The sequence below is a fragment of the Synechococcus sp. ATX 2A4 genome, from assembly GCF_024346375.1.
In the GTDB taxonomy this organism is placed as follows: domain Bacteria; phylum Cyanobacteriota; class Cyanobacteriia; order PCC-6307; family Cyanobiaceae; genus MW101C3.
This window is the reverse complement of sequence record NZ_JAGQCV010000006.1, coordinates 153,776-171,043: the sequence shown is the minus strand read 5'-3', so window position 1 is coordinate 171,043 and position 17,268 is coordinate 153,776. Positions and strand designations below refer to the sequence as shown.

17 protein-coding genes and 1 tRNA gene are annotated in these 17,268 nt (G+C 68.4%); 8 read left to right on the top strand and 10 right to left on the bottom strand.

The window, feature by feature from the left end:
* Positions 1–10: 10 nt before the first annotated feature.
* Positions 11–1,801, bottom strand: a complete 1,791-nt coding sequence (locus KBY97_RS07775) for a mechanosensitive ion channel family protein (RefSeq protein ID WP_255146142.1) — start codon at positions 1,799–1,801, stop codon at positions 11–13.
* 36 nt (positions 1,802–1,837) lie between these two features.
* Positions 1,838–1,919: transfer RNA gene (locus KBY97_RS07770), tRNA-Leu, on the bottom strand.
* Positions 1,920–1,973: 54 nt separating this feature from the next.
* Between KBY97_RS07770 and KBY97_RS07765 the strand changes: the two genes are divergently transcribed.
* Positions 1,974–2,768: a Ycf66 family protein gene (locus KBY97_RS07765; protein WP_255146140.1), complete on the top strand. Its 795-nt coding sequence runs from the start codon at positions 1,974–1,976 to the stop codon at positions 2,766–2,768.
* Between the two features lie 99 nt (positions 2,769–2,867).
* Here the strand turns inward: KBY97_RS07765 and KBY97_RS07760 are convergent, their stop codons facing one another.
* On the bottom strand, positions 2,868–3,326 hold the full coding sequence (locus KBY97_RS07760) for a DUF1622 domain-containing protein (protein ID WP_255146138.1): 459 nt from the start codon (positions 3,324–3,326) through the stop codon (positions 2,868–2,870).
* A 75-nt stretch (positions 3,327–3,401) separates the two neighbouring features.
* On the opposite strand from KBY97_RS07760, the gene ileS reads away from it, so the two are divergent.
* Both ileS and KBY97_RS07750 read left to right on the top strand, forming a co-directional pair.
* Positions 3,402–6,467 carry an isoleucine--tRNA ligase gene (gene ileS, locus KBY97_RS07755; RefSeq protein WP_255146137.1) on the top strand — a complete coding sequence of 1,022 codons (3,066 nt, stop codon included), beginning with the start codon at positions 3,402–3,404 and terminating at the stop codon, positions 6,465–6,467.
* A 29-nt stretch (positions 6,468–6,496) separates the two neighbouring features.
* The gene (locus KBY97_RS07750) at positions 6,497–6,916 is read left to right on the top strand and encodes a heavy metal-responsive transcriptional regulator (RefSeq protein WP_255146136.1); all 420 of its coding nucleotides are present in this window, start codon (positions 6,497–6,499) and stop codon (positions 6,914–6,916) included.
* A gap of 46 nt (positions 6,917–6,962) precedes the next feature.
* Here the strand turns inward: KBY97_RS07750 and arsB are convergent, their stop codons facing one another.
* Positions 6,963–7,991, bottom strand: coding sequence for an ACR3 family arsenite efflux transporter (gene arsB / locus KBY97_RS07745; RefSeq protein ID WP_255146134.1), 1,029 nt, complete (start codon positions 7,989–7,991; stop codon positions 6,963–6,965).
* A 3-nt stretch (positions 7,992–7,994) separates the two neighbouring features.
* Positions 7,995–8,315, bottom strand: a complete 321-nt coding sequence (locus KBY97_RS07740; RefSeq protein ID WP_255146132.1) for a helix-turn-helix transcriptional regulator — start codon at positions 8,313–8,315, stop codon at positions 7,995–7,997.
* A gap of 67 nt (positions 8,316–8,382) precedes the next feature.
* Between KBY97_RS07740 and KBY97_RS07735 the strand changes: the two genes are divergently transcribed.
* Both KBY97_RS07735 and arsJ read left to right on the top strand, forming a co-directional pair.
* Positions 8,383–9,441, top strand: a complete 1,059-nt coding sequence (locus KBY97_RS07735; protein ID WP_255146131.1) for an ArsJ-associated glyceraldehyde-3-phosphate dehydrogenase — start codon at positions 8,383–8,385, stop codon at positions 9,439–9,441.
* Positions 9,438–10,691, top strand: coding sequence for an organoarsenical effux MFS transporter ArsJ (arsJ, locus tag KBY97_RS07730; RefSeq protein ID WP_255146129.1), 1,254 nt, complete (start codon positions 9,438–9,440; stop codon positions 10,689–10,691). Before KBY97_RS07735 ends, arsJ begins: the two co-directional genes overlap by 4 nt.
* Before the next feature lie 64 nt (positions 10,692–10,755).
* Here arsJ and KBY97_RS07725 read toward each other — a convergent pair whose 3' ends face one another.
* The 3 genes from KBY97_RS07725 to KBY97_RS07715 all read right to left on the bottom strand — a co-directional run bounded on the left by KBY97_RS07725 (position 10,756) and on the right by KBY97_RS07715 (position 11,973).
* On the bottom strand, positions 10,756–11,079 hold the full coding sequence (locus KBY97_RS07725; RefSeq protein WP_255146128.1) for a YgiW/YdeI family stress tolerance OB fold protein: 324 nt from the start codon (positions 11,077–11,079) through the stop codon (positions 10,756–10,758).
* A 120-nt stretch (positions 11,080–11,199) separates the two neighbouring features.
* Complete coding sequence (locus KBY97_RS07720; protein WP_255146127.1) at positions 11,200–11,466, bottom strand: hypothetical protein; 267 nt, start codon at positions 11,464–11,466, stop codon at positions 11,200–11,202.
* Between the two features lie 105 nt (positions 11,467–11,571).
* Positions 11,572–11,973 (bottom strand): Rid family detoxifying hydrolase, encoded by a 402-nt coding sequence (locus tag KBY97_RS07715; RefSeq protein ID WP_255146126.1) that lies wholly within the window; start codon positions 11,971–11,973, stop codon positions 11,572–11,574.
* A 117-nt stretch (positions 11,974–12,090) separates the two neighbouring features.
* Here KBY97_RS07715 and KBY97_RS07710 point away from each other — a divergent pair, with 117 nt between their 5' ends.
* Complete coding sequence (locus KBY97_RS07710; protein ID WP_255146125.1) at positions 12,091–13,182, top strand: ABC transporter ATP-binding protein; 1,092 nt, start codon at positions 12,091–12,093, stop codon at positions 13,180–13,182.
* Positions 13,183–13,195: 13 nt separating this feature from the next.
* Here the strand turns inward: KBY97_RS07710 and gloB are convergent, their stop codons facing one another.
* Positions 13,196–14,026, bottom strand: coding sequence for a hydroxyacylglutathione hydrolase (gene gloB, locus KBY97_RS07705; protein ID WP_255146124.1), 831 nt, complete (start codon positions 14,024–14,026; stop codon positions 13,196–13,198).
* Positions 14,027–14,055: 29 nt separating this feature from the next.
* Between gloB and hisG the strand changes: the two genes are divergently transcribed.
* Together hisG and KBY97_RS07695 are read left to right on the top strand one after the other, a co-directional pair.
* Complete coding sequence (hisG, locus tag KBY97_RS07700; RefSeq protein WP_255146122.1) at positions 14,056–14,700, top strand: ATP phosphoribosyltransferase; 645 nt, start codon at positions 14,056–14,058, stop codon at positions 14,698–14,700.
* A complete protein-coding gene (locus KBY97_RS07695; protein ID WP_255146120.1) occupies positions 14,700–16,499 on the top strand; it encodes an ABC transporter ATP-binding protein in 1,800 nt (599 codons plus the stop codon). Before hisG ends, KBY97_RS07695 begins: the two co-directional genes overlap by 1 nt.
* Here KBY97_RS07695 and KBY97_RS07690 read toward each other — a convergent pair.
* A complete protein-coding gene (locus KBY97_RS07690; protein ID WP_255146119.1) occupies positions 16,472–17,251 on the bottom strand; it encodes an alpha/beta fold hydrolase in 780 nt (259 codons plus the stop codon). The two genes, KBY97_RS07695 and KBY97_RS07690, sit on opposite strands and share 28 nt — an antisense overlap.
* Between the last annotated feature and the right edge of the window lie 17 nt (positions 17,252–17,268).

Sequence of the window (17,268 nt, the reverse complement as noted above, 5' to 3'; positions counted from 1 at the left end):
CCAACGCCGGTTATCCCGACACCAACGCCGGCGCGGGAGACGCCAGGGGAATCCGCTCCCGCTGGAGCCGATCCAGCAACCGCCGCTGCAGCTCACGGCTGCAGGCCCATTGCTGGCCGGCCTGGGTGGTGATCAGCATGCTTACGGTGATCCCGAGCGGGCCGGTGGCGGTGACGCCGCGCAGGAAGGGAGCCGCCAGCAGCTGCGGACCCCAGAACGGATCGCGGCCAAGGGCGTGAAGTTCTTCGGCGATCGCCGCCAGCACGGCATTGATGTCGGCGGTGCGGTGGGAGAGCAGCAGCTCCACCAACTTGCCGGAACGGATCTTGGTGTGGTTCATCACCCGGTCGAAGGCGCCGTTCTGAATCACTGCCACCCGCTGATCAAGGCAGCGCAGCTGGGTGCTCAGCACGCTGAGATCGACCACATCGCCTTCGATGTCGCCGATCTCGATCCAATCGCCGATGGCGTAGCGATCCTCCAGCAACACCGCCAGACCGGCGGCGAAATCCCGCAGCAGACCCTGAAACACAATCGCCAGGCCACCCAGCACGGCGCCGCCGGCCAGCAGGAACGACGCAGAGGTTTCGCGCACGCCGGGAATGCCCATCACCACCCAGCCGGCGGCGATGGCGATGCAGGCAAGATCCACCAGCCGTTGAAAAATGCGCTCGAGGCTGTGGTGGCGCTGGTCACGGCGGGCCAGTTCGTCGGCGGGCACCCGGCCACTGGTGGCCCACTGATCCAGGAGGAACGACACCAGGGCCCGGCCCAGCAGCGCGATGAACGCGAACACCAGCACCTTGATCCCCACCAGCGCGGGCTGTAGCAGCACCTCCAGCGCCAGCGGCACGCCACCGGGAATGGCCATCAGGGCCAGCGCCACCACCGCCATCACTTGAAGCAGCACCAGCACCAGCAGCACAAAGCTGAGCGCCTCGAACAGCCGCAGGCGCAGGCCGCGCGTGACAGCAACCGCCGGGGCCGTTGCTGGGGCCGATGCCTGAGCTTTCAGCCTGGCAATGGCGAGCAGGTTGCGGCGCCACAGCCAGAAGGTGCCGGCGGTGAGCAGCAGCACCAGGCCCATGACCAGCAGGCAGAGCATCAACCGCTGGCGCATGTTCTGCGGCAGCAGCGCCTGGCGGGCATAGCGAAGGCGGCCTTGCAGCCGCTCCTGCCACCGCTGGCCCAGTTCCAGCGCCGTGGTGCCGTTCAAGGTGGTGTCGGCGAAGGTCACGGTGAGCAGCGGCAGCGGCTGGGGCCGTTCCGGCACCGTGGCCTCAAGGATCACGGCGCCGTTGGGCAGCTGCCGCACCATCACATTGAGGTCGTCAGACGCGGCTCGCACTCCATCGGGCAGGCCGCCATCACAGGCAGGGTCACTGGCCCCCAGAACCCGCAGCAGGGTCCATTCAGCCCACCGTTCGCTGTTGCTGCAGAGGGCGGCGGGGTTGTAGAGCAGGCGCAGGTTGCCCTCGATCACCTGGGCACGGCGCTCCGCATCTGGGCCGGTCTCCGCCTCACTGCTGTTGGCCATGCCGTTGCCATTGCCCATCACAGGCGAGGCCACCATCAAGGTGGGAATGCCAAGGATGCGCACGGTGGCCACCTCATAGCTGCCGGCCACCACCATCGATGTGGCCCGGTCAAGGGAAGGCGGTGAGGCCGTGAAGGCGGGGCGCGCGGGTTCGGGAATCTCTACGGCCGCAGGCTTGGCCTGCAGCGGCGAGCCCAGGGTCATCAGCAGCACCAACGCGTATGCCAGTGCCCCGAGCAGCAACGTGCGCGCCGGCTTCGTCAATCCGCCTTCCCTGTCAGGTCCATGTTGCCTGCGCCATGCCCACCGGGGGACTTGAACCCCCACGACCGAAGCCACTGGTACCTAAAACCAGCGCGTCTACCAATTCCGCCAGGTGGGCAGCAGGCCGACTGTAATCAGCGACGCAGAATGGGGCTGACCTGCTGCGACCGCCATGCTTGCCACCATCGGTGGAACCCTGGCCCTGCTGGCCGGTCTCGCCGTGCTGCTGCTGCCGCTGCTCGTGCCGGAGCTGAGCCGCCCGCGCGATGCCTTCTGGGGATCGGTGGTGCTGCTGCTGGGCCTGGTGCTGGTCACCAGCGCCGAGCGGCTCAGCGGCGCGCCGATGCTGGCGGTGCTGTGCGGTGGGCTGCTGATCGGGCGCCTCAGCACCGAGGTGAGCCAGAGCCGCTGGCGCCAGCTGAGCGAGGAGGAACGCCAGGACTTCTGGTCTCAGGCCCGCTGGCAAACAAGCCTGAACCAGCTCGGCAGCACCTTGATCGCGCTCGGCGGCCTGCTGCTGAGCCGGGCCACGGCGCTGGGTGGCTGGCTCAAGCAACGCACAGCCACCGTCAATGCCAGCGTCACAGCCGCGGTCACCGCTGGAGCCGCAGCCGGGGCCGTCTCGCCCAAAAAGCCCGAGACCACCAAGCGCTGGGTGCGCCCCGAACCTGCCGGCGCAGAGCCCCCCACAGCTCCCTCACCATCAGGCGCACCGCTGGCGGTGGTGAGCGACTTCAAGGAGGTGGACGCCCGCGTGCGCGCAGCACTCGCCGCCGACCAGGCCCCGCCGGCTCCTGCCGAAACCGCTGTGGCCACAGCGGCGCCAGATCCGGCAGCAGAACCTGAGCCTGCTCCTGAGACGCAGGCTCCCCCCGCACAAGACGCCACCCTCAGCCCCCTGCCAGCGCCGGACACCGAGCCCCCAGGCCAAGCCGCCGACGGCGAGCCCCCAAGCCAAGCCGCTTAGCCAAACCGCCTGGCCCGGAAGCTGGCCGCGCCGGCCAGACCCAGACCAGAAGCGTCAGTCGGGGCGGCATCAGCCATCACTCAGCCGTGGTGTGAGCCATCACTCAGCCGTCAACGCCGCTGCGCGCTCCTCCTCGCGCCGCTCCTCAGCCAGTTCCCGGCCCAGAAACAGGTTCAAGGTGGTGCGGATCACGGCCACCACCGCCAGCTGAATCAGGTTGCTCTCCGACGGAGCGGTGGTGGTGGCGACGATGTCGGCCCCCAGCTGGAATTCCAGCGCCATCGCCAGCCAACTGCCGAAGGTGAGCCGAAGTTCATTGGACGGCCGCAGCACAAACGGGTCCACCAGCGAAAGCGGCAAGGCGCCGGTGCGCCCCGGAGCAGGTCCCAACCGCCGGGGACGCAGCCGCCGCCCTGAGGTGGTGCCTTGCAGGATCGCCAGTAGCCCGACCAGCACGCACATCAATGACAACCCCTCCAGCAGCAGCCGCAGCGCCTCGGAAAAGCGATCCAGCAGCTCAATGATCGGCAGGCTGATGGCCACGGGTGTCTCGCCCAACAGAGAAGCAGCCTCCAAGCAACCACACCGTCCCCGGCACGCGCCGCTCTCGGCACACGCCGCCCTCACCGGGGAATGCCGGGGCCGATAATCCCGGTTGCTGCCCCAGGCGCCTTGACCGCCCCGCCGGTGTCCTACAAGGACACCCTCAACCTGCTGCAGACCCCCTTCGGGATGCGGGCCAACGCCAGGACGCGTGAACCCGAACTGCAGGCGTTCTGGGCCGAGCAGCGCCTGTATGAGCGGCTCAGCAGCAGCAACCCCGGGCCGGTGTTCACCCTGCACGACGGGCCGCCCTACGCCAACGGCGCGCTGCACGTGGGGCATGCGCTCAACAAGATCCTCAAGGACATCATCAACAAGTACGCCCTGCTGAAGGGGCGACGGGCGCGCTTCGTGCCCGGCTGGGACTGCCACGGGCTGCCGATCGAGCTCAAGGTGCTGCAGGGCATGGGCAGCGAGGAGCGCCGCGGGCTCACGCCGATCGAGCTGCGCCGCCGCGCCCACGCCTATGCGCTCGAGCAGGTGGAGGGCCAGAAGGCGGGCTTCCGCCGCTGGGGCATCTGGGCCGACTGGGACCGGCCCTACCTCACCCTGCAGAAGCACTACGAGGCCGCCCAGATCGAGGTGTTTGGCCGCATGGTGCTGGCGGGCCACATTTACCGGGGCCTCAAGCCGGTGCACTGGAGCCCCAGCTCCCGCACCGCCCTGGCGGAAGCGGAGCTGGAATATCCCGACGGCCATACCTCGCCGAGCGTCTACGTGGCGTTTCCGGTGGTGGAGCTGCCGGCGGGGCTGGGCGTACGCCTCACCGCCATCGGCCTCACCAGCGCGGAGGCCGCCACCACTCCGGCGGCCGGTGCCCTGGCCGTGGCGATCTGGACCACCACCCCCTGGACCCTGCCCGCCAACCTGGCGGTGTCGGTGAACGGGGCGCTCGATTACGCGGTGTGCCGGGTGGAGCCGGGCCGCCATCTGATCGTGGCCACGGCGCTGGTGGAGAGCCTGCGCGAGATCCTGGCGCTGCCGCTGGAGCCGCTGCTCTCGCTCAAGGGGGCCGAACTGGAGGGGGTCGTGTACCGCCATCCCCTGATGGCGCGCAGCAGCCCGGTGGTGATCGGCGGCGATTACATCACCACTGAAGCGGGCACGGGCCTGGTGCACACGGCGCCGGGCCATGGCGTCGACGACTTCAACACCGGCCGCAAGGCGGGCCTGCCCGTGCTCTGCCCGGTGGACGAAGGCGGCACGCTCACCGCCGAAGCGGGCCCGTTCGCCGGCCTGAACGTGCTGAAGGACGCCAACCCGGCGATCATCTCGGCCCTGGAGGGGGCCGGAGCCCTGCTCAAGCAGGAGAGCTACGCGCACCGCTACCCCTACGACTGGCGCACCAAGAAACCGACGATCTTCCGGGCCACCGAGCAGTGGTTCGCCTCGGTGGCGGGCTTCCGCGCCGAGGCCCTGGACGCCATCGCCGCCGTCGAGTGGCTGCCGGCCAGCGGCCGCAACCGCATCGAGGCGATGGTGCGCGAACGGGGCGACTGGTGCATCTCGCGCCAGCGCACCTGGGGGGTGCCGATCCCGGTGTTTTATCACCGAGAAACGGGCGAGGTGCTGCTCGATGCGGCCACGCTCGATCACATCCAAGCGCTGATCGCCGCCCACGGCTCGGATGTGTGGTGGGAGAAAGAAGAAGCCGAGCTGCTGCCCCCCGCCCTCGCCGCCGAGGCGCACCTGTGGCGCAAAGGCACCGACACCATGGACGTGTGGTTCGACTCCGGCTCCTCCTGGGCTGCCGTGCTGGGCGGCCTGCAGACCGGCGTAGCCCCTGAGGGATCCCAGGAGCCAGCCTTCACCCCCCTCAATTACCCCGCCGACCTGTATCTGGAGGGCTCGGATCAACACCGCGGCTGGTTCCAGAGCAGCCTGCTCACCTCCGTGGCCGTGAACGGCAACGCCCCCTACAAACGGGTGCTCACCCACGGCTTCACCCTCGATGAGAAGGGTCGCAAGATGAGCAAATCGCTGGGCAATGTGGTGGATCCGGCGGTGCTGGTGGAGGGCGGCAAAAATGAGAAGCAGGAGCCGGCTTACGGCGCCGATGTGCTGCGGCTGTGGGTGAGTTCGGTGGATTATTCCGCCGATGTGCCGCTGGGTCCGGGAATTGTCAAGCAGCTGGCGGATGTGAGCCGCAAGGTGCGCAACACAGCCCGCTATCTGCTCGGCAACCTGCACGATTTCGACCCACGGCCCCGCGCTGAAGGAGGCGACGCGGTGCCGGTGGCGGAGCTTCCCCTGCTCGACCGCTGGATGCTGCACCGCACCGCTGCGCTGATCGAGGCGGTAAGCACCGATTTCGACACCTTCGCCTTCTATCGCTTCTTCCAGGCGCTGCAGAATTTCTGCGTGGTGGATCTGTCGAACGTCTACTTCGACATCGCCAAGGACAGGCTGTACGTGAGCGCCGCCGGGTCCTTCCGCCGCCGCAGCTGCCAGACGGTGCTGCAGCTGGTGGTGGAACGGCTGGCCGGGCTGATCGCCCCGGTGCTGTGCCACATGGCGGAAGACATCTGGCAGAACCTGCCCTATCCCGTGGCCGAAGCCTCGGTGTTCGAGCGCGGCTGGCCCACCGCGCCGGCAGTGTGGAGCGCTCCGGAGCTGCTGGCGCCGATGGAGCGGATCCTGGAGTTGCGGGCGCGGGTGAACCGGCAGCTGGAGAGTTGCCGCAGCGCCGGCGCCCTGGGAGCGTCGCTGGAGGCGCAGGTGCAGCTGAGCGGCGTCGATGCCGCCCTGGCCGAGGCCCTGGAGCTGCTGCAGGGCAGCCCCCACCCTGAGGTCGACAATCTGGCCGACTGGCTGCTGGTATCGGCCGTGCAGCTGGAGGGCGAGGCGCCGGCGGTGGTGCTGGCCGAAAACCATGGCGACACCACCAGCGATGACAGCAATGAAAGCGGTGGCGGCTTCAGGCTGCGGCTCGCCCACGCCGACGGAGAGAAGTGCGAGCGGTGCTGGCACTACGCCACCGATGTGGAGGAGCACACCCTGGCGCCAGGGGTGAGCGGGCGGATCTGCGGGCGCTGCCGCAAGATCCTCGCTGACGGACCATTCACAGATAGCGGAATCAGTGGCTCCAACCGCTAGCTTCACCGGCCGAATGGAGAATGGCAGAGATGGCGCGTCCCGCCGTGGGGCAAGAGGGCATGAAGATCGGGGCACTGGCGTCGCGCAGCGGCGTGCCGGTGAAAACCCTGCGTTATTACGAAGACCTGGGCCTGCTGCCGGCGATCGGCCGCAGCGAGGGAGGGTATCGCCTGTTTGATGAACACAGCCTGCGGCGCCTCGAATTCATCCGCCGGCTGAAAACACTGGGGCTGTCGCTGGAGGAAATCCAGGCCTGCCTCGCCGTGCACGACGCCGGCGCCCTGCCCTGCGACAGCATCCAGGCCCAGCTTCTGAATCAGATCGAGCGGATCGATCACCAGATCCGCGATCTGCGCCACCTCAAAACGGAGCTCAAGGAGTTGTTGGCCCGCTGGCAGCAGAATCCTATCGATGACGGCAGCGAGATCTGCCCGAACCTGCACATCTAGGCAGTGCTCACGGTCAGATGGTGGAGGATCAGGTGATTCCGGACCATCAGGTGGTGTCGGTGGCTCGGTAGGGAAACAGCCAGCGGCTGCGGTTGGCCACCGCTACCAGAGCCAGCATCACCGGCACCTCCACCAGGACCCCCACCACCGTGGCCAGGGCGGCGCCGGAGCGCACACCAAACAGGCTGATGGCTACAGCCACCGCCAGTTCAAAGAAGTTGGAGGCCCCGATCAAGGCCCCTGGTGCGGCCAGCTCGTGGGGCTGGCGCCACTGGCGCATCCACAGGGCGGTGAGCACGAAGATCAGCACCGTCTGCAGGATCAACGGAATCGCCACCAGCACGATCAAGGCCGGGTTGGCCAGGATCGTGGTGGCCTGGAAGCCGAACAGCAGCACCACCGTGCCCAGCAACGCCACGATCGACCAGGGCTTGAGCCGTGCCTCGAGCCGCTGAATCACCCGGTCGCTGGCGATCCAGCGGCGCGTGAGCCAGCCGGCCACCAGGGGGATCACCACAAACAGTGCCACCGACAGCTGCAATGTGTCCCAGGGGACCGCAACCTGGGACACCCCCAGCAGCAGCCCGGCGATTGGCGCATAGGCCAGCACCATCACCAGGTCGTTGGCCGCCACCTGAACCACGGTGTAGGTGGGATTCCCGCGGCAGAGCTGGCTCCACACGAACACCATGGCGGTGCAGGGCGCCATGCCCAGCAGGATCATGCCCGCCACCAGCTGATCGGCCATGGCCGCAGGAATCCAGGCGGCGTAAAGGACACGAATGAACCACCAGGCAAGCAGCGCCATCGTGAACGGCTTCACAAGCCAGTTCATCGCCAGGGTGACAATCAACGCCTGCGGCTCGCCCCGAATGCGGCCGACAGCGGAGAAATCCACCGCCAGCATCATCGGAAAGATCATCATCCAGATCAGCACTGCGATCACAAGGTTGATGCGCGCCACTTCCAGCGCCGCCAAGGAGGTGAACAACCCCGGCAGCCATTGGCCGAGCACGATTCCAGCAGAGATGGCCAGGGCCACCCACACACTCAGCCAACGCTCGAAGATGCCCATGGATCAACGACAGGGGGAAGCGGGGGTGTGGCAGGTGCTGGAGAGATCTGCGAGCCAATCACGCAACTGTTCGATCGCTTCGGGGCGCAGGCGGTAGTAAATCCAGCGGCCCTCCTGCCGATCAGCCAGCAGCCCGGACTCCTTGAGCACCTTGAGGTGAAAGGAGAGCTTCGATTGCGCCAGGTCCAGGTCGGTGGTGAGATCACAGACGCAGCGCTCGCCGCCGCCGAGGGCCTCAATCACCCGCAGCCGCAGCGGATCGGCGAGGGCCTTGAGCAGCGCTCGGGCCTGCTCGGCCTGCATTGAAGGACTGCTCACGCCCATGTGATCAGCAACACATCGTCCATCAACTCTAGTTGATCTATGTTCGCACCGTATCGCTGGTTTCCGGATGAAGATCGGCATCAACGGCTTTGGCCGCATCGGCCGCCTGGTGTTCCGCGCCCTCTGGGGCCGCCCCGGCATCGCGCTGGTGCACGTCAACGACCCGGCCGGCGATGCTGCCACCGCCGCCCACCTGCTCGAATTCGACTCCGTGCATGGCCGTTGGCCAGAGGCGGTGCAGGCCGACGCCGACGGCTTCCGGGTGGCGGGTCACGCCGTGAGCTACAGCCGCCACAAGGATCCCACTGCCGTGCCCTGGGCCCAGGCTGGCGTGGATCTGGTGCTCGAATGCAGCGGCAAGATCAAAACGCCCGAAACACTCGAGCCCTACTTCAGCGAGTTGGGCCTGAAGCGGGTGATTGTGGCCTGCCCGGTGAAAGGCGTGATCGCGGGGGCAGAAGCGCTCAACGTGGTTTACGGCATCAACCACCACCTCTACGAACCCAGCCGCCACCGCCTGCTCACCGCCGCCTCCTGCACCACCAACTGCCTGGCGCCGGTGGTGAAGGTGGTGCAGGAAAGCTTCGGCATTCGCCACGGCTCGATCACTACCCTGCACAACATCACCAACACCCAGGTGGTGATCGATGCCTTCAAATCCGACCTGCGCCGCGCCCGCTCCGCCACCAACTCGCTGATCCCCACCACCACCGGATCGGCCAAGGCGATCGGCATGATCTTCCCCGAACTGCAGGGCAAGCTCAACGGCCATGCCATACGCGTGCCGCTGCTGAATGCCTCAATCACCGATGCGGTGTTCGAGCTTGAGCGCGCCGTGAGCGTGGAGGAGGTGAACGGTGCCTTCACTGCCGCCGCCGCCGGCCCGCTACAGGGAATCCTGGGCTACGAGGAGCGGCCGCTGGTGTCGGTGGATTACCTCAACGACAGCCGCAGCTCGATCGTTGATGCCCTCTCGACGATGGTGGTGAACGGCACCCAGCTCAAGGTGTTCGCCTGGTACGACAACGAGTGGGGTTACAGCTGCCGCATGGCTGATCTGGCCTGCCACGTGGCGGCGCTTGAAGGTGCTGGCCTGGCGGCGGTATCCCAGGGTGCCCGGTCATGAAGCAGCTCACGGCCCTGCAGCAATACGGCATCGTGACGGCCAACTACTGGGCCTTCACCCTCACCGACGGGGCGCTGCGCATGCTCGTGGTGTTCCACTTTCACCAGCTGGGGTACACCACCCTGGAGATCGCCTTTCTGTTTCTGTTCTACGAGTTCTTCGGCATCGTCACCAACCTCTATGGCGGCTGGCTGGGGGCCCGCTTCGGGCTGCGGCTCACCCTCTGGGCCGGCACCTTGCTGCAGGTGGGCGCCCTGCTGATGCTGATTCCGGTGGCCGACGACTGGCCCCGCTGGTGGAGCGTGGCCTACGTGATGGTGGCCCAGGCGATCAGCGGCATCGCCAAGGACCTCAACAAGATGAGTGCCAAGAGCGCTATCAAAACCGTGGTACCGGAAACCCCCGACGATCACGCCCGGGGCGAGAACCAACTGTTCAAATGGGTGGCGATCCTCACCGGTTCCAAGAATGCCCTCAAGGGGGTGGGCTTCTTCCTCGGCGGGGTGCTGCTCACCACGATCGGCTTCAGTGCCGCCGTGGGCACCATGGCCGCCGGCCTGTTCCTTGCCTTCCTGATGACCCTGGTGCTACCCGGTGAGATCGGCCGCATGAAGGAATCGCCCGCCATCACCGCGATGTTCTCCAAATCGAAGGGCATCAACGTGCTCTCCACAGCCCGTTTCTTCCTCTTCGGCGCCCGGGATGTGTGGTTCGTGGTGGCCCTGCCGGTGTTTCTGCAGTCGGTGCTGGGCTGGAAATACTGGGAGGCCGGCGGCTTCATGGGCCTGTGGGTGATCGGTTACGGCATCGTGCAGGCCTCAGTACCGGCCCTGCGGCGCAGCTGGGGCAAAAGCGGCCCGCCAGGGGTGTCTGCTGTGCAGTTCTGGAGCGCCGTGCTCACCGCCATTCCTGGCCTGATCGCTATCAGCCTGTGGCGAGAAGTGGGCAATCCCGGCGTGGCATTGGTGGTGGGTCTGGCCGCCTTCGGGGTCGTGTTCGCGATGAACTCATCGATTCACAGCTACATGGTGCTGGCCTACACCGATGCCGAATCAGTGAGCCTCAACGTGGGCTTCTATTACATGGCCAATGCGGCCGGCCGGCTGGTGGGCACCTTGCTCTCGGGCGCCCTGTTCCTGGTGGGCGGCCTTCAGGCCTGCCTCTGGGCCTCCTGCCTGCTGGTGGCGCTCGCCTTTCTTTCGGGGATTCGCCTGCCGCCCCCGCTGCGGCAGCAGCTGGAGGCCGGCTGAGCGATCAGCTGGAAGCCGCCAGAGACTGCAGCCACCGCGCCGCCAAACCGCACCGCCGCAGCGGTCAATCCACCAGCGTGAGCGACTTCACCCAGAGGTAACGGCCGCGGGAGCCCTGGTCCACTTCGGCCACGAGCTTCACCCTGTCGTTGGGGCCCACTGGCCGGTTCTTCCAGATCGCGTCTTCGATCTCCACGTGGATGGTGCCCGAGGCGTCGCGGAAGGTGAAATAGTTTTCACGCTTGCGCGACGCAATGGTGCCGGTGAGCGTGAGATAGGTGCCGAGGCGGGCGTCACGGGCCTGGGCGGTTGTGCTGGTGCGGCCTGGAGCCGGGGCCAGCACCTGGGCCGGTGAACTGAGCTGAAGCAACGGTGACCAGGCCGCCAAACAGAGCAAGCGAAAGAACGCCGATTGTGATGACCTTCTTGATCCGCTGATGCAGCGGCTCGCATGAAACAACGCGCCGAGACTAGCGATCCTTTCAGTGCATTAGGCCGCACCTAGTGCTCAGTGCATCAGGCCCGGCCAGCCACCCGGGTAGCGCAGGGTGCGCCAGTCACCGCGGGGGGTGCTCACTTCGATGCCGATTTCGATCGGTTGCTCCACCGCGCAGGCCTGTTCCTCCCACCAGCTCAGCGCCGCCTCCCAGGCCGCATCCATCGATTCGAAGTGGTCGTCGAGCACCGGATGGGGAGCGCACTGGCGGTCCACCAAGCGGTAAAGACGCTGCGAACCGGCGGCGGAGGCAGAGCGACGAAAGGGGGAGAACGCCATGAACGTCGTGAGGCAGAGAGTCAGTGTCGGTCCTGTGACAGCTGCGGACTGTCACGTCGACTACGTGATGTCGTGTTCGTTACCTGACGGCAGCCCCACTGGGCTTCAAACGACCACCGCCATGCAGTCGATTTCCACCCGCGCGCCCCGGGGCAGGGCCGCCACTTCCACGCAGGCGCGGGCGGGAGGAACCGGCCCCTGGAAGGTCTCGGCGTAGATGGCGTTCACCCGGGCGAAATCGGCCAGGTCGGCCAGAAACACCGTGGTGCGCACCACCTGATCCGGGCCGCTGCCTGCCGCCTGCAGCACCGCCACGAGGTTGCTGAGCACCTGGCGGGTCTCGGCTTCCACATCTCCGTCGCCCACCATCACGCCGCTGACGGGATCAAGGGCGATCTGTCCGGAACAGAACAGCCAGCCACCCGCCCGCACGGCCTGGTTGTAGGGGCCCACCGGCTCAGGAGCGGCAGGGGTGTGAATCGCCTCGATGGCCATGCCGGCGCCCATGGCGTTGGAAGATGGGAAAAACGAGCTTAAGGGTGTCCTATCGCCAGTTCCACCGGGATTTCCGCCACTGACACGGCGGCGGTCAACGCCCGCGGCGACGCAACGCCGGCCGATCCCGTGCAGCTCGTTGGCGTGTGGCACCGCTACGGCCGCGGCGGCGGCGCTGGCGAAGCAACCGACTGGGCGCTGGAAGACATCAACCTGCAGCTGGCCCCAGGCGAACTGGTGGGCCTGCTGGGTCCCTCCGGCTGTGGCAAAACCACCCTGCTGCGCCTGATCGCCGGTTTCGAGCGGCCCTCGCGGGGGCAGGTGACGGTGCAGGGCCGGCAGGTGGCCGGTCCGGCCGTGTGGGTGCCGCCGGAGCGACGCGGCGTGGGCATGGTCTTTCAGGACTACGCCCTGTTTCCCCACCTCGATGCCTGGCAGAACACCTGCTTCGGTCTGCGGCCCCGCCAGGACCGCAGCCGGGCCGCCTGGCTGCTTGATCTGCTGGGCCTGGCGGGCCTGGAGCAGCGCTATCCGCACGAACTCTCCGGCGGCCAGCGGCAACGGCTGGCCCTGGCCCGGGCACTGGCGCCGGCACCGGAGCTGGTGCTGCTCGATGAACCCTTCTCCAACCTGGATGTGGACGTGCGGCTGCGGCTGCGCAGCGAACTGCCGGGCGTGCTCAGCCGCTGCGGCGCCAGCGGCCTGATCGTCACCCACGACCCGGAAGAGGCGCTGGCGATCTGCGACCGGGTGGCGGTGCTCAAGGACGGACGATTGCACCAGTGCGCGCCGCCGCAGGAGCTGGTGGAGCATCCCGCCACCGCCTTCGTGGGCCATTTCGTGCTGCAACGCAACCTGCTGCCGGCCCAGTGGCGCAACGGCCAGGTGATCACGGCGCTGGGGGCCTTCGCCCCCCTCTCCGGGGCTGCGGCCTCCCCATGCCCGGACGGGGCGCCGGCGGAGGTGTTGCTCCAGCCCAGCGCCCTGGATCTCACCCCCGATCCAGCAGGCAGCGCCTGGGTGATGGGGCGGGAATTCCTGGGCCGGGAATGGCTGCTGCAGGTGGAGCTGGAGCAGCCCCAGGGGGCCCCGTTCCGGTTGCGGCTGCGCCTGCCGCTGGAGCGCACCTTCCAGCTCTCCGAACGCTGCCGCCTCAGCCTGCGGCCCCAGCAACCGGCCCTGCTCTTTCCCCAGCGACTACCCCTGCTGCCCTGCCACTGAGCCCCCTGGCGCCTCAGCCTTGCCAGCCCTCCTTGTGCCGGCGCAGCGCGGCGAGCGTGGCGGCGCTGCCGGCACGCAGGAAGAGATTGGTGGCGCGCTCCAGCGCGATCGTGCTGGGGATGGTGGCCTGGCCCTGGCTGCGGGCCTGCTCCACCGCCGCCAGTCGCGCCGTGATCGCACCCGCAGCAGCCTCTGGCTCTGCCGCCACCAGCGCAGCGGCCCAACGCAGGTTGGCGCGGGTGTACTCATGGGCGCACCACACCCGCGTGCTTTCCGGCAGCTGCGCCAGCTGCTGCAGCGAGTGGTGCATCTGCTCCGGCGAACCCTCGAACAGCCGCCCGCAGCCGCCGGCGAACAGGGTGTCGCCGCAGAACAGCTCCCCGTGCCCGCCCGGCACCGCCGGCAGCACGTAGGCCAGATGGGCACGGGTGTGGCCCGGCACCTCCAGCACCTCCACCGCCCGGCCCAGCAGGCTGAGGCGGTCACCGCCACGCACCGAGAGGGTCTGGAGCGGAATGCGCTCGCGGTCGGCGGCGGCGGCGATCACCGCGGCGGCTGGCCAGCGCTCCAGCAGGCCGGCGGTGCCACCGATGTGATCGGAGTGATGGTGGGTCTGCAGCACGGCCACCAGCTCCAGCCGGTGGGACTCCAGCCAGGCGCGCACCGGCGGCGCCACGGCGGGATCCACCACCACCGCCCGGCCGGGGGCCGCCCCTGCCGCCAGGGGGTCGTGCAGCACGAAGACGTAGTTGTCGTTCAGCACCGGGATCAGCGACACGGCCAGCGCTGGAGGCCGCCCGCCCGTTGCCGCCACGGCCGGCGGCTCGCTGCGGGAGGTCTGCATCGGTAAAGTTCAGCCTGCGGAGCACGCCCATGATCACCGTTGCTCTGGCCAAAGGGGCCCTGCTGAAGGATTCGGTGCGCTGCCTTGCCGCGGCCGGTCTGGATTTCGCCGCCCTGCTCGACAGCGACAACCGCCAGTTGATGGTGCCCAGCCCGTGCGGCACCGCCCGCGCCCTGCTGGTGCGGAACGCCGATGTGCCGGTGTATGTGGCCTACGGCCAGGCCCAGCTCGGCATCGTCGGCGAAGACGTGCTGCGGGAGCACCAGCTGCCCGTGGCCCCCCTGGTTGACCTCGGCTTCGGTGGCTGCCGCATGGCCGTGGCGGTGAAGGCGAGCAGCGGCTACCGCCGGGCCGCTGATCTGCCGGCCCACTGCCGCGTGGCCAGCAAGTTCGTGCGCTGCGCCGAAACCTTCTTCAACCAGCTCGACCTGCCGGTGGAGCTCATTCATCTCACCGGTTCGGTGGAGCTGGGCCCGATCACCGGCATGTCGGAGGCGATCGTGGATCTGGTGGCCACCGGCCGCACCCTGCGCGACAACGGGCTGGTGGCGATCGAGGACCTGTTCCACAGCACCGCCCGCCTGATCGGCCATCCCCTGGCCCTGCGGCTCGATCAAGGCCAGCTGCAAACGATCATCGACCGGGTGGCGGCGGCCCGTGTGGAGGCGCGCTGATGGCCGCCCTTGACCGCCAGCGGCTGCTCAAGCTCGTTCCCTATCTCGGCCGCGACCGCCGCCGGTTGCTGCTCACGCTGCTGCTGCTGATCCCCGTCGCCTTTTCGGCGGCCGTGCAGCCGCTGCTGGTGGGCCAGGCGATCTCGGTGCTGCGCAACGAGCCCAGGGCCGCCTGGCTGGTGGGCCAGAGCGTGGCCATGGCGATGCGCACCCTGGTGCTGTGCCTGCTGGCGGCCGTGCTGGTGCGCCTGGCGCTGCAGGGGGTGCAGAGCTACAGCGTGCAGGCCGTGGGGCAACGCCTCACCGCCCGCATCCGCGACGACCTGTTCCGCCATGCGATGGCCCTGTCGCTGCGCTTCCACGACCGCACGCCGGTGGGCAAGCTGCTCACCCGCCTCACCAGCGATGTCGACGCCCTGGCCGAAGTGTTCGGCAGCGGCGCCATCGGCGTGCTCGCCGACCTGGTGACCCTGGTGGTGATCGCTGTCACCATGCTCTCGATCGAGTTCCGCCTCGGCGCCCTGCTGCTGCTGATCCAGATCCCGGTGGTGGTGGTGATCCTCTGGCTGCAGGGGCGCTACCGCAAAGCCAATTACCGCGTCCGCGAAGAGCTCAGCCAGCTCAACGCCGATCTCCAGGAAAACCTGCAGGGCCTGGATGTGGTGCAGATGTTCCGGCGCGAGGCCGTCAACAGCGCCCGCTTCGGCGTCACCACCAACGCTTACCGCAAGGCGGTCGACGGCACGATCTTCTACGAAAGTTCGATCTCCGCCTTCATCGAGTGGGTGGCCCTCTCGGCGGTGGCGCTCGTGCTGGCCCTGGGGGGCTGGATGGTCACCGATGGCGCCATCGGCCTGGGCACCCTCACCACCTTCATCCTGTTTTCCCAGCGCCTGTTCGATCCACTGCGCCAGCTGGCGGAGCGCTTCACCCAGATCCAGGGCGGCCTGACGGCCGTGCAGCGCATCGGTGAGTTGCTGGAGGAACCGATCGAGATCAGCGATCTGGCCATGGAGCAGCGCACCGCCGCCGCCCGCCGCTCCGGCCGTGAACGGGCCAGCGAGGGCGAGGTGATCTTCGAGAACGTGTCGTTCGCCTACCGGCCCGACGACCCGATCCTCACCGACCTCAGTTTTCGCATCGCCCCTGGCGAGCATGTGGCGCTGGTGGGCCCCACCGGCTCCGGCAAGACCACCGTGATCCGCCTGCTCTGCCGGCTCTACGAACCGCAGCAGGGGCGAATCCTGCTCGATGGCATCGACATCCGCGAGCTGCCCAGCCTCACGCTGCGTCAGCGGCTGGGGGTGGTGCTGCAGGACACCTTCCTGTTCAGCGGCAACGTGGCTGACAACCTGCGCCTCGATGCGGCGATTCCCGACGACGAACTGGAGCGCATCTGCCGTGAGCTCGGCCTCGACGGCCTGCTCCGGCGCCTTCCCGATGGCCTGGCCACCGAACTGCGCGAGCGAGGCGGCAATCTTTCCTCCGGCGAGCGGCAGCTGCTGGCGGTGGCAAGGGTGGCGATCCGCGACCCCTCCGTGCTGGTGATGGATGAAGCCACGGCCTTCATGGATCCCTCCACCGAAGCCACCCTGCAGCGCGACCTCGACAAACTGCTGCACGCCCGCACCGCGATCGTGATCGCCCACCGGCTGGCCACCGTGGAGGCCGCCGACCGGATCCTGGTGCTGCGGCGCGGCCAGCTGATCGAACAGGGCACCCACCGGGAACTGCGCCAGGCCGGTGGGCTCTACGCCCAACTGGCCGATCTTCAGGAGCGCGGCCTGGCCAGGCTCTGAACCCAGCTCTCAATCACGCCAGCGAGCTGGTGGGGGGCCTGGCGCATTGGCAGATGCCCGCAGCCCTGCAACTCAGCCAGCTCGTGTCGGTCGGAGTAGCCCGCCAGATGGCGCACGTAGCGGGGCTCCATCACCTGATCGCGGCTGCCTGCGATCCAGAGGCTCGGCACCTGCAGACCGGCCACCAGTGCCGGCAGCTGGCACACAGCGCCGCGGTTGGTGCTGCAGGCCAGCAGGCTGCGGGCTGCCCGCTGCTCGGCGATCAGGGGGCTGCGGATGGCGGCGGTGCCGGGAAGCTCCGCCAGCCAGCTGGGACGCCATTGCAGGAACAGCCGGCCGCCGGTGCGCAGCTGGCTGAAGGCGCGCGGCTGGTACACCCCGCCGCCTGCCGCGATCTGAATCACCCCCACGAGCCGGCCGGCCAGTAGCGGCGCCGCATGCAGCGCCACGCTGCCGCCGAGCGAATGGCCCACCAGCACCACACGCCGCTCTGCCAGGGTGAGGCACTGCTCTGCCACCCAGCGGCCGTAGCTGGCCAGGGTGGGGGCCAGCGAACGGGGGCGGGGGGTGCCGCCGAAGCCAGGCAGGTCAGGGGTCCAGAGCCGCTGGCGGTCGTCCAGCGCCACCCGCAGCGGGTCCCAGAGACGGCCGGCCAGCAGCCAGCCGTGCAGACACACCAGCAGCGGCCGCTCGTCCCCGGCAGCGGCGGGAGGGGGGGCGACGCCCGGGTCAGCCGGAACGGAACGGGGCAATCCAGGGGCGAAGCAAG

Excerpts from the sequence above, each read along its gene's own strand:
- KBY97_RS07720 (WP_255146127.1), bottom strand. The coding sequence starts at position 11,466 with ATGGCGTTCTCCCCCTTTCGTCGCTCTGCCTCCGCCGCCGGTTCGCAG.
- KBY97_RS07715 (WP_255146126.1), bottom strand. The coding sequence starts at position 11,973 with ATGGGCGCCGGCATGGCCATCGAGGCGATTCACACCCCTGCCGCTCCT.
- KBY97_RS07695 (WP_255146120.1), top strand. The coding sequence starts at position 14,700 with ATGGCCGCCCTTGACCGCCAGCGGCTGCTCAAGCTCGTTCCCTATCTC.
- gloB (WP_255146124.1), bottom strand. The coding sequence starts at position 14,026 with ATGCAGACCTCCCGCAGCGAGCCGCCGGCCGTGGCGGCAACGGGCGGG.
- hisG (WP_255146122.1), top strand. The coding sequence starts at position 14,056 with ATGATCACCGTTGCTCTGGCCAAAGGGGCCCTGCTGAAGGATTCGGTG.
- KBY97_RS07750 (WP_255146136.1), top strand. The coding sequence starts at position 6,497 with ATGGCGCGTCCCGCCGTGGGGCAAGAGGGCATGAAGATCGGGGCACTG.
- arsJ (WP_255146129.1), top strand. The coding sequence starts at position 9,438 with ATGAAGCAGCTCACGGCCCTGCAGCAATACGGCATCGTGACGGCCAAC.
- ileS (WP_255146137.1), top strand. The coding sequence starts at position 3,402 with ATGCCGGGGCCGATAATCCCGGTTGCTGCCCCAGGCGCCTTGACCGCC.
- KBY97_RS07765 (WP_255146140.1), top strand. The coding sequence starts at position 1,974 with ATGCTTGCCACCATCGGTGGAACCCTGGCCCTGCTGGCCGGTCTCGCC.
- KBY97_RS07735 (WP_255146131.1), top strand. The coding sequence starts at position 8,383 with ATGAAGATCGGCATCAACGGCTTTGGCCGCATCGGCCGCCTGGTGTTC.
- KBY97_RS07740 (WP_255146132.1), bottom strand. The coding sequence starts at position 8,315 with ATGGGCGTGAGCAGTCCTTCAATGCAGGCCGAGCAGGCCCGAGCGCTG.
- arsB (WP_255146134.1), bottom strand. The coding sequence starts at position 7,991 with ATGGGCATCTTCGAGCGTTGGCTGAGTGTGTGGGTGGCCCTGGCCATC.